This is a genomic window from Bacillus sp. LUNF1, assembly GCF_011008975.1.
Taxonomy (GTDB): domain Bacteria; phylum Bacillota; class Bacilli; order Bacillales; family Bacillaceae; genus Bacillus; species Bacillus velezensis.
The window spans coordinates 2683260-2695702 of record NZ_CP048876.1; the positions used below are offsets into that span (position 1 = coordinate 2683260).

Here is a 12443-nt window from a genome sequence, read left to right on the forward strand (position 1 = left end):
GCCTCTCTTTCTTATTTCAGTTCAGGCAATATTTCTCCCAGCACTTCTTTTTGCTTTTGAATAAGCGTCTGGATTCCTTTTTCGGCAAGACTTAACAGTCCGTTTAAATCTTCACGGGAGAATGTGGCTTCTTCGCCCGTCCCTTGAAGCTCTACAAAACGTCCGCTTCCCGTCATGATAATATTCATGTCGACTTCAGCTGCCGAATCCTCTTCATAATTCAGATCCAAAAGAAGGCCTTCTTCTTTATCCATCCCGACAGAAATGGCCGCGAGATAATCTGTCACAGGAGAGGTTTTGATAACGCCGCTTTTTACGAGTTTGCCGATCGCAATGGCCATTGCCAAGAAGGCGCCCGTAATGGAAGCCGTTCTTGTTCCGCCGTCAGCTTGAATGACGTCACAGTCGATCCAGATCGTCCGTTCGCCGAGCTTCTCCAAATCAACGACGGCCCGGAGCGCGCGCCCGATCAGCCGCTGAATTTCCATCGTTCTGCCGGAGACCTTTCCTTTTGAAGATTCTCTTATCGTTCTTTGATTCGTCGCGCGGGGAAGCATGCTGTATTCCGCGGTGATCCAGCCTTTTCCTCCGCCGCGTAAAAATGGCGGCACCCGGTCTTCCACAGATGCATTACAGATGACCTTCGTATTTCCCGCTGTAATTAAAACAGAGCCTTCCGGGTGAGTGATAAAATCCAAATCAAATGTGATAGGGCGCAGCTCATCGTGCTGTCTTCCGTCGTGTCTCATATTTTACCTCCGATTATATGTACATAAACCTTTTGTTCCGGATTGTGAATAAAGAAAGAGGCAGCCGGAACGCTAACCTCTTTTTTACTAGTATATCAAAAATCGCAAATTAAAAACTACCCGTATTCACTTGTGACGGCCTCGAAACAGGTTTTGAAAGGGATTCTCCTTTTTCATTCACCAGTTCTGATTTTCCGTTTACTTTTATAGAAACACTTTTGATCGACGGCTGTTCGGTTAACGTGAGGACGATGCTGTCCAGTACGCCCGATGATACCATTTTTGTTTTTTCGTCGGCGCTTCCGTAAATGGAGCTGTTAAAGTCCAGTGTAACCTGGCCGTCTTTCACTTTCGGCTTGCTGAGAAGTTTAACATCGTTATTAAAGTCCGTCAAAAGCCCGCTTGCTTTGCCCGGTCCGTCGGCGAGCCGTTCAACGGCAGCGGTGATGTCATTTGTTTCCGAATTGTCAATCCGCTTTGTGACAGGCACGTAGTATTCGCTCGTCTCTGTTTCCGCCAGATAATATACAGTCAGCGGGTGGGTGTCTGTCAGATCATTCACTCCGGCCGTTTCAATATTAATCCCGTCTTTTCTGCTTAAGTCGCCCGTAATCGGCGTGCCGCCCACCGGCATTTCTTTCAGCTCGTGCCCGTTGATTCTGATTTTGACTTTATCTATTGAGCTGAATTGGGTAAGCGTCCATGTAATCGATTGCAGGATTTTTTGTTCGTCTTCTTTTTTATAGTTTTTAAATTCCTTCGAAAAATCAGCGACGGCAGTGCCGTCTTTTTTAATATCGACATTTACCGTCGTATCAACAGGAAGCACCGCTCTGAAGCCGTTCGGCAGGATTTCTGACACAGGCCCTCCCTGAACCAAATACTCAAGGGCCTGCTTTGCGGTTCCCTCACTGTTCGGAAGAGGCAGTGTCTGTGCTGCGACATAGCCGTTTTTATCAATCAGATACAGCTCTCGCATGACTGTATTGGCCGGCTGGTCGGCTTTAGAAGTGCCGTTTTTCTCTGACTGCTTTGGTTTTGCCTGAATTCCCGCTTCATCCTTTACATATGAAATGTCTTGAGGCGGGTCAATTTCCCCGGCTGTTTTATCGGATTGAAACAAACCGCATCCAGATAACACAAAAGCCGAAGTAAGACATGTTGCAGCAATGACTGCAGGTCCTTTTTTCAGCATACTTTTCCCTCCTAAGGCTGTTTGTACTATGATGTATACGAGCCCTGTCCGGGAAATAGACCGGGAAGCGTAAAAAAACCCGCCGTAAACAGCGGGTTTTTTGATTTATTTTCTGACCGGCTCTTGAAGGGAGATGCACTCGACATGGCCGATTTCGTGGCCGAACCAGTCTTCGGCAATTTTTGCGAAGCCGTTCCGCTCTCCCGTTGTAAGAAATTGATGCTCCGGTGCATGTTTCGATTGGTTTAACAAACCTTTATAAGACAAGATGGTGCTCACTTCTCTCGCCGTCTCGTCTCCGGAGGAAATGATTTTCACATGCTCTCCCATATAGTTCTGAATCGGATCTTTTAAAATCGGATAATGCGTACATCCTAAAATCAAGGTGTCAATTGATGTACCTTTTAAAGGCTCAAGCGATGCTTCAACCGCTTCCTCCGCTGATTCCTGAAGAAACCGTCCGCTTTCCACAAACGGTACGAGCAGCGGACAAGCCGTGTTCTCAACTTGAAGTTCTGCGTTTAATCCGAGCAGCGCCTGCTCATACGCTCTGCTTTTAATGGTATTGACCGTGCCGATGACGCCGATATGCTGGTTTTTCGTGACCTTTATCGCCGTTCTCGCACCCGGCTGAATGACGCCGACAACCGGAATATCCGTTTTGCGCTGAATATCCTCCAAGGCAATGGCCGTGGCCGTATTGCAGGCGATCACGAGCATTTTGATATGGTGGTTTTCCAGCAGGTAATCGGTCATTTCCCACGTGTATTGAAGAACTTCTTCTTCAGGACGCGGGCCGTACGGGCAGCGTTTTGTATCTCCCACATAGATGATATTTTCCTTCGGTAGCTGTCTCATAATTTCCTTAGCAACGGTTAACCCGCCAACCCCGGAATCAATGACTCCTATCGGCTGTTCCAACAAAATCGCCTCATTTTCTTTTCATTTCATGCTGCAGTTTCAATAATGATTTTTCGAAAGCGGCTGTTTCTTCTTCGGAAAATGTCGCAAACATATCCCGCAAATAAGCCTGTCTTTTCAAAATCACTTCTTGGATAATGCGCTCTCCTTCAGCGAGAAGATGAATTCTGACGACCCGTCTGTCAGCCGGGTCTTTGACCCGCTCGACAAGCTTATTTTTTTCCATGCGGTCTATCAGATCCGTCGTCGTGCTGCAAGCCAAATACATTTTGCCTGATAATTCGCCTATTGTCATATCCCCCAATTCATAAAGCCATTGAAGCCCCACGAATTGCGGCGGTGTAATTGCATATTGGTTAAGGATTTCTCTTCCTTTTTGTTTAATGATCGCAGCGATATGGCGGAGTGATTTTTCGATATCCGCAACATGCTCTACAGATTTTGATGTCATTTGTCCATCCCTCACTCAAGGATCTTTCTGGGCTATGCGCTCCGTGTCTATTTTCCTTCTTTTTTTAAGAAAATGCAAGACTGACGGAGAAAAAGGAAAAACGGGATTTTCACCGCATGCCCATCAGCCCGGGCGCCAACGCAAATAACCGGCTCCTTCTCGAAAAGAAGGAAAACCGGCAAGAATCAGAGCTCTAGCTCACCCATTCTAAGAAGCTCGACAACAGCTTGCGAACGCCCTTTCACACCTAACTTCTGCATGGCATTTGTTATGCATATCTTTTGCAAACATAAATGAGAATGATCACTGGAATTTATAATGGAAATCAACGGTTCCATCTTCATGAATGACTAACTTTTCAATAAGCGCATGAAACGCCTCATACAAATCCTGGTCCTTTTTCTTCAGGAGACTGAAGGCTATTTTAATGTTTGTTATGTCAATTGATTCTTCTTCTTCACGCTCAAGCAGAAACAGCTTATCGTTTAACTGTTCCAATTGATCCTCGATCTCTTTCCGCTTTGCCTGAAATTCGGCTTTAGAAATCATTTGATCTTCGAGAAATAGTTCCAGCAGCCGTTTATGTTTTTTCTCAGCAGCTTCAATTTGAATTTTTGTTTCTCTGATCCGCCGTTTCTTTTTCTCTTCATAATCTGATTTCACATTCAGTTTTAATTTACGGCCTTTCTCCTTGAGCTTTTCAATAACTATTTCGCGTAAATCTTTATACTGGATGGGCGGGTGAGAAATACACATGTTTTTCCCTCCGCGTCGGTAGGCGCTGCACTTCACATAATTATGCTCCACTTTTACGCCGTCTTTTTTCCTGCGTCTATAACTGAACAGGATGACCATGTTCGCGCCGCAAACACCGCACTTCATTAAGCCGCGAAGTTCGTTCTTCGGATTGAAACGCCGTTTTTTCAGAACATGCTTTTTGTTATTCGCCTTTTCGTAATCTTCCAGTGTAATGATCTTCGGCGCCCAATCTTTATAAATCGTCCATTTTTCCTCTGGGTTACGGATGAATTTTTTTCGCCCCCCGATTTTCACTTGAGTATACCGGTTTGCAATGAACACACCGCAATAGATCGGATTTTGTAAAATCCTCTGAACAGTTGATAGTTGCCATCGCTCATTCTGCTGAGGCTTGGGAATATTGCCGAGCAGCAATTCTTCATTTAATTTGTGCACAACTCTCTTTTGGCCGTAACCGTGATTATTGTATAAATCAAAAATCATGCGAATCACTTTTGCTTGTTCTTCGTAAATTTCAAGAAACTTGCCGTTTTTCTTATACCCATACGGAACCCGGCCTGAATGTTCCCCGCGCCTTGCTTTCGCTGCGAGCGCGCTACTTGCTGAAACCGATATTGTCTGTGGGTATTGAGCAGCAAACATGGAAAACATTTCGAACTTCATTGAGTTTTTTCCTTCATATAAACTGTCATATCCCTCTTCCAGCGTAACTACACGAACGCCGTGCGCCAGCAAAACCTCTTTTATATCTAGCGCATCCTTCAGATCCCTTGCAAGCCGGCTGATGGATTTAAATACAACCATTTTCAATTTGTGATTCTTGGCCTTGTTTAAAATTAACTGCATGGCTTTACGGTCGAGAAGAATTGTTCCACTTATACCATCGTCCAGCTGGATAGCCTCGTCTTTCCATTCATAGTTGTTTTTTTCAATCCAGTGATGGCATATGTCTATCTGGTTTTGTATGGATGTTGTTTGGCTATCCTTTTCAGACGAAACCCTGGCATAAACCGCGTAGGGATAATCTTCATATCTGATCAATTCCTCTGTGTTTTTTTCCTCAAAAAACAAAATATCACCCCGTTTGCAAAAGGTACATTTTTCAAAATTATATCATAATGGTTGCGGGCAGCCTACAACTTTCACGAACGTCAGTTCTTGTCCAATTTTATGCTGGCGCGGAAAAAGTGCAGTCAATAGAAAAAGAGCTTCAGAATTGCTGAGCTCTTTTTTCTAATTTCAGCGTACGCGGGCAACCATTCTGCCACGTGATGTAATTCTTCTCCTTTAATTTGTCGAGATGCCCCTTCACTGTGCTCGTAGAGCTTAAACCAAGGTGTTTCATTAACTCCCTATAAGTCGGAGCCACACCGTGTTCATTAATGAAATGAATAATCGCTTGCAATGTTTCGGATTGCCTTTTCGTCATATCACGCATGATTCCTTACCCCTTTTTTATAGTTGACCGGGGCAACGGCAAGAATATTGTCTATCCTAAATGTTTTTGTCTGCCTACTCTTAAAACAAAATGCCCGGATAAAATTCTGTTTTACCTGATGCACTATGATGGTTCTTTTCGAGACTGTCCCATCAGCTTTTATATAGATCATGTCCAGTGCTGACTTTTCATTTAACGAACGATTTAACAATGCTTTCATGCTGCTGCCCCTCCTTATTTACTATCATCATATACGAACTTTTGTTCTATTTCAAGTTGAAAAGGGAATGTTTGTTCTGGTATTATTCTCTTCAGGAGGTAATTCAAATGAATGACTTTGAGAGGAAAGTATATAGGATCATCTTAAACATGACCCGCTTTGGAAAAAATCCCTCCATGGAACAATTGAAAAGGAAAACCGGGAAAGATGAACAGACGATCCGTGATGCGGTGAAAAATTTGATGAGGCAGCGCATTTTGAAGTGGGATAAGCTAAAGAAAAAGTGGATAATATAAAAAAGCCCTAAAAGGGCTTTAAATTGTTACACCAAAAAACTTTGCAATGGTTGTTAGCGACCCAATTGTCCCAATAGCTCCTTGTATTAACGGAATTATCTTCTTTCCTTTTTCTGAATCCTTTTTATCGATTGCTTCTTTTAATTGTTGTGTCATAAACTCTATAGTATCTCGTTTGTTCTCATCCTGAATTTTTTTGACTTCAGTTAAGAGTTCTTCATATGCTTTATCAATCTCTTGTTTTTCTGTAATAGTTACTTTATTGAATTGGTTATGATCTCCCATTACATTTACATTGTCTCCGTTAACACTAACATCGCCGATATTTCTATGATCATTCATATGATTTCCTCCAAAATACATAGTAATGTGTGGCAATAGCCCTTTGTCTAAAGTCTTCTCAAAATTTGGTGACATTTCCTTAAGAATATTCACTGCGTCTTGATCAAACAATCCATTATCTATGATAGACACGGGACCAGAACTTTGTCCTCTATTTCTGTTTCTTTCCTTGGTTTTAGTGCCACTGCTTTTTTTTTTATCGATGTTTTGTATTCCGGAGAAAATTCAAAAACCGGAAAAATGCAATCTGCTGTTATTTCATGCTCTTCATGACAAAGTTCATTACAATAAACAGTCTTTCCATTAACTAAATCAGGGAAATCATCAAGTGTGGCTATCGTATAATAGCATTCAGGGCACCTTATTTCCCATTTTAAGTTCAACTTGTTATCCCTCGATAACTCTAATAGCCTACCGAAAACCACTGAAAGGGGTATATCTGTGTCCCTAGATACAATAGTGGGGTAAAAGCTCTTTATCATTGATCTGGCTTTATCTTCAATCCAATAATCAACTTCCCATTTATCCGACACAACAGATCCCTCCTTCAGTTTAAAAGCTGTGTTAATAATATCATATAATTATTCTTTCGCGCACATAATTCATTACATTTTCTGTAGCCGGTGTAACGAAATAAATGCTGTTCACTCTTAAGCCTACCCTAATAGTATATTCCTCAACAGTACCAGTTTCCGGTTCTCTGAAAGGGAAGCGAATAAATCCAGTCTGGTGTTGCAAATAAGGTCTTAAAAAATCATAAAGGGGCTGACCTCTTAACTCTTTATGAGACCCCATAGATACCTTTTGAAGTCCTGTTAGGATTATTGCCGTAAAAGGCGTTTCCAATAAGTTTTCTCCGAAAATTTTCTGGGCCTGTTCTAAATTTTGTCTTAATTGCTCTAAATCATTTTCTCCAAAAAATTCATCCAAAGCTGCTAAAATGTTGACTGTCGCTTCTGCTTGCTCGTCTGAAAATTCTTCCAACAAATATTCAGGCTTAGATATTGTATCAATTACTGCTCCGTTAAGTGCGTCTGCAAGTTTTTCAACATCATTACCAAAAGGAGCTAAGACACGTTGTTGCTCCATGAATTTTTCTTGTCTTAGCATTCTAAAAAGTACTGAAGTGATTTCTTTTGCAGCTTTATGATCCGTTCTTATTTCGACAATTCCCTTTTCTTCATTCACATAAACTGTGCACATTTTAGTTAAAGGTCTTGTTTCAACCTCACTATAGTAGTCCCTAACGTCTCCTGATTTATAAATAAACCTTAAGTAATATTCGCCCTCATTATTGCCATCAGCAGCAGCAAATAAAACTGGTTCATTTGTAAGTTCATTACGATCAGGTAAATTAACTGTATGAAATGGATTAAAACTCAGACTTTTGATTATAAGATTTCTTGCACCTACAAGGGAATCCTGAGCTTTATACCACGTTACAGTCGTTTTTCCCGAAAGAATTCTTGACTTTACAACGCTTAATGCCTCATCTTGAACGTCTCTATCTCCCTTTATTTTTTCCCAAATTCTACTGGATAGGTCGTTTATAGTTCCGTCAGTTGGCAAACCAGCTTGTTTACAAATATCAACTAATGAATCCTTCGGTAATGTTACGATATCTTTTATAAGTGATATATTCTGAATTGATTGCAATTATACCCCTCTTTTTTGTTTTTAATGCAATTATACACCAAAACAAAGAAAAATTTGGATATTTTTTAAAGGTTTTTTAGTTAAGTGGCAAACGTACGACAAACACAAACCCTTCTCATCTCGAGAAGGGCTTCATTCATCATACGGTCGGTATTACTTCCGGCCGGCTTCTAATTCTTTTTTAGGGCTTGTAATGTCCAAACAAAAACAATGTGACTTTTCGAACCTTTTAACGGCTAGAGCTTTCCAAAAGTCATAAGAGTGCTCAACGGCTACCGAGTGATTTCAGGCAGCTCTTCCGCTGCAGTCAAAACTTTTTCCTGGATAAAGTTAACTTTTGCGCTTTCTTTCATGTCGTTTTTCTGAACAAATCATAATAAGACCTTTAAAAATTGTGAGGATCACAGCCAAATATAAAATTACACTCGCTATCATTCCCGAAAGCGACAAGTTTTTAGAATCAATAGCGACAAGGCCAAATAACATTATTAGAAGTATGGCCATATCTGATGTGCTGTACTTGCTGAAATAATCTTTCATCATACAAAAAATGGATGAGTTACAGTATACCGCAATACGCTTTTGCGGCATACCGCAATCACTTTTGATGTATACTGAGTGTATATTCGAGGAAACAGGGGGTTTCCCCCCTTAAAAACCTTGAAACCTGCAGTTGCGCTTCTAGCTTTGGCGGCGGAAGCGCTTTTTCTCCTTTTCTCCTCGCTGCTTCTTTTCATTTTGGAATATGTCATAAAGCTGTTTGCCAATTGTGACAATCCCTGCAATGGAAAGTACCCAGTCTTTAAACTCATCCACTTAACCACCTCCTAACACAAGAATTATACCATTTTTATCCGAGACACCAATATATTTCATAAAAAAACCACTCTAAAGAGACGGATGCTCCGCTAGTCATTTTTACCCAGCCACATCAAATCTGCTTTCTCTTATCTCTATTCAAGAGCAACACAAGGAATAAAGACGCAGACCAAATGATTCATTTTTTCCTTTTCAATCGTACAGCGACCATTTTCTTCATTCTTCCATGGTAATATCTTGTTGAAGCTTTTTAAAAGAAAGGATATGGTCATGAAAGTTTTTGAAGCAAACAGCTTGTTGACCGCTGCCAAACAGCGTGCGAGTGAATACAAAGAACTGCGCGGCCAGATGGTCAATCTAAAAAAAGCGTTTCAAGGTATGGCTGACCTCGGTGACAGCGACTTTTCAGGCCGGGGCGCTGACAACATCAAAGCCTTTTTCCAAGACCACGCCGGCGTCATAGACAGCTGGCTTGATCTGATCGATATGAAAATCGCATTTCTCACAAGCCTTCCCGGTAAGGTCGAAGATGCCGGACTTTCCAATTCGCATGTGGAGGAATCATTTCTGGAGCATGAGCTCACCCACGCCCTCAGTAAATCAAAGGCGATTATGGAAGAGCAGAAAAAGGACATGCGCTCCATCCTCGGAGAGATCGAAGACATCATCTCGCTTGATCTGTTTTCAACCGAAAACACGGATCAGAAGCTCTCTTCAGCTGACAAAAAAAGAAGCGAAACAATACATAAGCTCGGCAAGCTTGATCACGATCTAACGAAAGAATACGCAGAAACCGAAGCGAACGAACAGTTTATCCAAGCCGACTTTCAGCAGCTCCAAAACGCCACAGGCAAAGGAAAAAGCGCCACGCCGCTTCACTACAACGCCAAAGCGTACCGTGAAAGCGACATCCATAAGAAAAAAGGCGATATCGCAAGACATTCGGATGCTTATTTGACGATTAAAAAGGAAGAAGCGAAAGAGCGTGAAATCAAGGATCTGAAGAAAAAGCTGGCTGATGGCGTAACCGACCCGGATGAATACTTAGAAATCGCCAAAAAGGTTGGCTATGAGAATCTCACCCCTGAACAGCTTGAATTTGTTTCATTTCTGGAACAGCGTAAAGCTTTCATGGATAACGGAAAAGAAGCATTGCAAATCATAGGTGATGGCGCCAAAGGTCTGCTTGTTGGTGTATACGATCTTGCCAAGGATACCGGTGAAGGAGCACTTCAACTCGGACGGAATATCGGTTGGACAATTGACAACTTAAACAAAGATCCTCAAAAAGTTCTGGATACTGTTCTGGAATACGACTATCTAGGTGTCTTTCAAAGTATGGTTGACACATTGAAGGATGATTGGGATAAAAAGATGATTCACGGGGATGCATATACACGGATGCACTATGTTACTTACTTGGGCGGAAGTCTTCTGTTATTGAAAGGCGGAAAGTCCTCTGTCTCAACAGGATCAAAAGATCTTGCTAAAGTTGGGAAGGCGGCTAGCGAAAAGATTAAAAATGGCAATCCATCTGTCAAGCCTTATGCCGATAGATATACCCCTGCATTAGAAGGGATTTTACAAGACGCCGGGAATACTATTAATGTTAAAAATACGCCGCTTTTAAAGAGATTAGTTCAATCAAAGGATGATTTGTTTACTAAAGCCGCACCTTATACTTACAGAGATGAATACGGAAACATCAAAACAGTTAACTTAAAAATGGGCCATCTTAAAAACCAAAAACATCCTAAAACTGGAGTTCCATATAATAAAGACGGTTTCCCAATTTTCAAAGCAAAATTTGATACGAAGATTGATTCTAAACTTTATAAGGAAAGCGATTATTTACAATTTAAAGATGCAACCTTAAAATTAAAAGAAAAAATTGAAAAAGATCCTTTACTTAGAAATCAATTCAATGACCTTCAAATCGAAATGATAAAAGCTGGTGAAACACCAGACGGATATACTTGGCATCATCACCAAGATTCAGGGAGAATGCAATTAGTTGACCAGAAGGTGCATCGGCAAACAGGTCATACAGGAGGTCGGCACCTTTGGGGTGGTGGAAGTAAGAACAGATAGGAGTTGGTCAATATGACAGAGTGGAGATTCGCCGAAGAACCCATCGGGGAAACAACTGTTAAAAAAATCGAAAAGGCTTTAGATATTAAGTTTCCAAACGACTACATTTCAACTATATTAAACAACAATGGAGCACGCCCAAGTAAAAAGATTTTTGACTATGAAAATACAAAAGGCGCGGTTTTTAATCGATTACATGGTCTAACTGAGGGTAGTTCAAGTTTTATTTTAGAGGTTTTAGAAGATTATCAGGATGGAAGAATGCTTTCAGGGATAGTCCCTTTCGCCTGTGATCCTTTCGGTAATGAAATCTGTTTCGATTATCGTCAGAATAAAGAGAATCCCACGGTGGTATTCTGGGATCATGAAATTGCATATGAAGATCCTGATGGAGCTTTGAGTCATATATCTGATTCATTTACTGATTTGGTTAATAAACTATACGATGAATAAAAATATAAATCCCTTCTCATAACGAGAAGGGATTCTCTTATGTTAGTAGAGCTTCAAGCTTCACTTTTGTTTTCGGCCCATAACTGCCATCAGCAGTCAGGCCATACATTGACTTAAAAAACAAAAAAACCTTCTCGTCATAAGAAGGGATTCATTCATTATACGGACGATACTTCTTAACGCTCTGGATCTTTTTTTTCAGAGCTTATACATTCACCAAGAGGAAAATCAGGCATTTACCTGCTTTTAGAACAACAATAGATTAATAGCATAATAAACACCATCAGCAATTATTTTGGCCGATCCCCCGCCAATCTTACCCTTCAAAGCCTTAAATAGCTTGTCCGAAATCATATGTGCAGTAACATCGGGAAGTTCAGCTATTTCATCTATCTTATCTGCTATGTAGCCTGAATTCTTTTTAAATGCTTTTGCTGCTTTAGCGTCGGCATGTTTTAATATTTGGCCAACCGCTGCTCCACCATGTCTAATTCCTAAGGAGACTGTATTTGCAGCTAATTTGACTAGATAGCCTTTAATGCCGGTAGTGTGGAACACTGGCTCCTCACTCTGTTCCTCAGCCAAATTGTTCACAGTGTTAGTTTGAACATTAACACTCTGTGTTGTTCCTTTAGTCTCAGTTTGACTATTAGGAGTTGCGGCACTTGCAACGCTTGGTAATAGTGTTGATACTAAAAGTAAGCCTGTGAGAGAAAGAATAATTACGCTTGACATAATCTTTTTCATTTTACCACCTCCTTCCAATATAGTATTATATACTAAAATTTATAATTTTTGTTTAAAATTAGTTAAAAAAGGAGAATTATCATGAGAAAAATTTACAATCATATGAACGTTGACCAAAAAAAGACTGCTATTAAATTGTTTAAAGAGGATTTAGAAGAACTGAAGAAGGAGCAGAAACAAGAAAGTGAAAAGGGTTATCCTCGTGTTGTAAGGGATGCCATTGAGGAAACTATACAACGGTACATACAAGATATAGAATACCTAACAAATGACTTAAAACAGAATGAGCAGGCCTAATGCCTGCTC

General features: G+C 40.9%; 16 protein-coding genes and 2 pseudogenes. 4 read left to right on the forward strand and 14 right to left on the reverse strand.

What is annotated here, in order from left to right; genetic code table 11:
* Window positions 1–11: 11 nt before the first annotated feature.
* From rph to G4O42_RS13030, 8 genes and pseudogenes are all read right to left on the reverse strand, one after another.
* Complete coding sequence (gene rph, locus G4O42_RS12995) at window positions 12–749, reverse strand: ribonuclease PH (protein WP_032873777.1); 738 nt, start codon at window positions 747–749, stop codon at window positions 12–14.
* Between the two features lie 109 nt (window positions 750–858).
* On the reverse strand, window positions 859–1944 hold the full coding sequence (locus G4O42_RS13000; RefSeq protein ID WP_032873775.1) for a GerMN domain-containing protein: 1086 nt from the start codon (window positions 1942–1944) through the stop codon (window positions 859–861).
* 105 nt (window positions 1945–2049) lie between these two features.
* Complete coding sequence (gene racE, locus G4O42_RS13005) at window positions 2050–2868, reverse strand: glutamate racemase (protein ID WP_012118125.1); 819 nt, start codon at window positions 2866–2868, stop codon at window positions 2050–2052.
* A gap of 7 nt (window positions 2869–2875) precedes the next feature.
* A complete protein-coding gene (locus tag G4O42_RS13010; protein WP_003152580.1) occupies window positions 2876–3316 on the reverse strand; it encodes a MarR family winged helix-turn-helix transcriptional regulator in 441 nt (146 codons plus the stop codon).
* A gap of 185 nt (window positions 3317–3501) precedes the next feature.
* A pseudogene (gerE, locus tag G4O42_RS19995) lies at window positions 3502–3588 on the reverse strand (spore germination transcription factor GerE); the annotation flags it as partial.
* Window positions 3589–3619: 31 nt separating this feature from the next.
* Window positions 3620–5146, reverse strand: coding sequence for a recombinase family protein (locus G4O42_RS13020; protein WP_118977646.1), 1527 nt, complete (start codon window positions 5144–5146; stop codon window positions 3620–3622).
* Window positions 5147–5285: 139 nt separating this feature from the next.
* Complete coding sequence (locus tag G4O42_RS13025; RefSeq protein ID WP_073982288.1) at window positions 5286–5513, reverse strand: LexA family protein; 228 nt, start codon at window positions 5511–5513, stop codon at window positions 5286–5288.
* The gene (locus G4O42_RS13030) at window positions 5506–5733 is read right to left on the reverse strand and encodes a WYL domain-containing protein (protein WP_069013557.1); all 228 of its coding nucleotides are present in this window, start codon (window positions 5731–5733) and stop codon (window positions 5506–5508) included. The genes G4O42_RS13025 and G4O42_RS13030 overlap by 8 nt, the downstream gene beginning before the upstream one ends.
* 107 nt (window positions 5734–5840) lie before the next feature.
* Between G4O42_RS13030 and G4O42_RS13035 the strand changes: the two genes are divergently transcribed.
* Window positions 5841–6029, forward strand: a complete 189-nt coding sequence (locus G4O42_RS13035; RefSeq protein WP_073982289.1) for a hypothetical protein — start codon at window positions 5841–5843, stop codon at window positions 6027–6029.
* 18 nt (window positions 6030–6047) lie between these two features.
* Here the strand turns inward: G4O42_RS13035 and G4O42_RS13040 are convergent, their stop codons facing one another.
* The 4 genes from G4O42_RS13040 to G4O42_RS20100 form a co-directional block, all read right to left on the reverse strand.
* Window positions 6048–6371: a hypothetical protein gene (locus G4O42_RS13040; protein ID WP_073982290.1), complete on the reverse strand. Its 324-nt coding sequence runs from the start codon at window positions 6369–6371 to the stop codon at window positions 6048–6050.
* A 119-nt stretch (window positions 6372–6490) separates the two neighbouring features.
* Entirely contained in the window at window positions 6491–6904 is a 414-nt protein-coding gene (locus G4O42_RS13045) for a hypothetical protein (protein ID WP_073982291.1), read from the reverse strand.
* A gap of 40 nt (window positions 6905–6944) precedes the next feature.
* Window positions 6945–8027: a hypothetical protein gene (locus G4O42_RS13050; protein ID WP_073982292.1), complete on the reverse strand. Its 1083-nt coding sequence runs from the start codon at window positions 8025–8027 to the stop codon at window positions 6945–6947.
* Between the two features lie 681 nt (window positions 8028–8708).
* Complete coding sequence (locus tag G4O42_RS20100; RefSeq protein WP_259347430.1) at window positions 8709–8843, reverse strand: hypothetical protein; 135 nt, start codon at window positions 8841–8843, stop codon at window positions 8709–8711.
* 273 nt (window positions 8844–9116) lie between these two features.
* Between G4O42_RS20100 and G4O42_RS13055 the strand changes: the two genes are divergently transcribed.
* Window positions 9117–10937 (forward strand): T7SS effector LXG polymorphic toxin, encoded by a 1821-nt coding sequence (locus G4O42_RS13055; RefSeq protein WP_163263778.1) that lies wholly within the window; start codon window positions 9117–9119, stop codon window positions 10935–10937.
* A gap of 12 nt (window positions 10938–10949) precedes the next feature.
* A complete protein-coding gene (locus tag G4O42_RS13060) occupies window positions 10950–11390 on the forward strand; it encodes an SMI1/KNR4 family protein (protein ID WP_163263779.1) in 441 nt (146 codons plus the stop codon).
* 37 nt (window positions 11391–11427) lie between these two features.
* Here G4O42_RS13060 and G4O42_RS20000 read toward each other — a convergent pair.
* Window positions 11428–11508, reverse strand: a pseudogene (locus G4O42_RS20000) (hypothetical protein); the annotation flags it as partial.
* A 128-nt stretch (window positions 11509–11636) separates the two neighbouring features.
* Window positions 11637–12137: a hypothetical protein gene (locus tag G4O42_RS13065; protein ID WP_163263780.1), complete on the reverse strand. Its 501-nt coding sequence runs from the start codon at window positions 12135–12137 to the stop codon at window positions 11637–11639.
* An 81-nt stretch (window positions 12138–12218) separates the two neighbouring features.
* On the opposite strand from G4O42_RS13065, the gene G4O42_RS13070 reads away from it, so the two are divergent.
* The gene (locus tag G4O42_RS13070) at window positions 12219–12434 is read left to right on the forward strand and encodes a hypothetical protein (protein WP_088612287.1); all 216 of its coding nucleotides are present in this window, start codon (window positions 12219–12221) and stop codon (window positions 12432–12434) included.
* The last annotated feature ends 9 nt before the right edge of the window (window positions 12435–12443 follow it).

Excerpts from the sequence above, each read along its gene's own strand:
- rph (WP_032873777.1), bottom strand. The coding sequence starts at position 749 with ATGAGACACGACGGAAGACAGCACGATGAGCTGCGCCCTATCACATTT.
- G4O42_RS13000 (WP_032873775.1), bottom strand. The coding sequence starts at position 1,944 with ATGCTGAAAAAAGGACCTGCAGTCATTGCTGCAACATGTCTTACTTCG.
- G4O42_RS13010 (WP_003152580.1), bottom strand. The coding sequence starts at position 3,316 with ATGACATCAAAATCTGTAGAGCATGTTGCGGATATCGAAAAATCACTC.
- G4O42_RS13025 (WP_073982288.1), bottom strand. The coding sequence starts at position 5,513 with ATGCGTGATATGACGAAAAGGCAATCCGAAACATTGCAAGCGATTATT.
- G4O42_RS13030 (WP_069013557.1), bottom strand. The coding sequence starts at position 5,733 with ATGAAAGCATTGTTAAATCGTTCGTTAAATGAAAAGTCAGCACTGGAC.
- G4O42_RS13035 (WP_073982289.1), top strand. The coding sequence starts at position 5,841 with ATGAATGACTTTGAGAGGAAAGTATATAGGATCATCTTAAACATGACC.
- G4O42_RS13040 (WP_073982290.1), bottom strand. The coding sequence starts at position 6,371 with ATGAATGATCATAGAAATATCGGCGATGTTAGTGTTAACGGAGACAAT.
- G4O42_RS13055 (WP_163263778.1), top strand. The coding sequence starts at position 9,117 with ATGAAAGTTTTTGAAGCAAACAGCTTGTTGACCGCTGCCAAACAGCGT.
- G4O42_RS13060 (WP_163263779.1), top strand. The coding sequence starts at position 10,950 with ATGACAGAGTGGAGATTCGCCGAAGAACCCATCGGGGAAACAACTGTT.
- G4O42_RS13065 (WP_163263780.1), bottom strand. The coding sequence starts at position 12,137 with ATGAAAAAGATTATGTCAAGCGTAATTATTCTTTCTCTCACAGGCTTA.
- G4O42_RS13070 (WP_088612287.1), top strand. The coding sequence starts at position 12,219 with ATGAGAAAAATTTACAATCATATGAACGTTGACCAAAAAAAGACTGCT.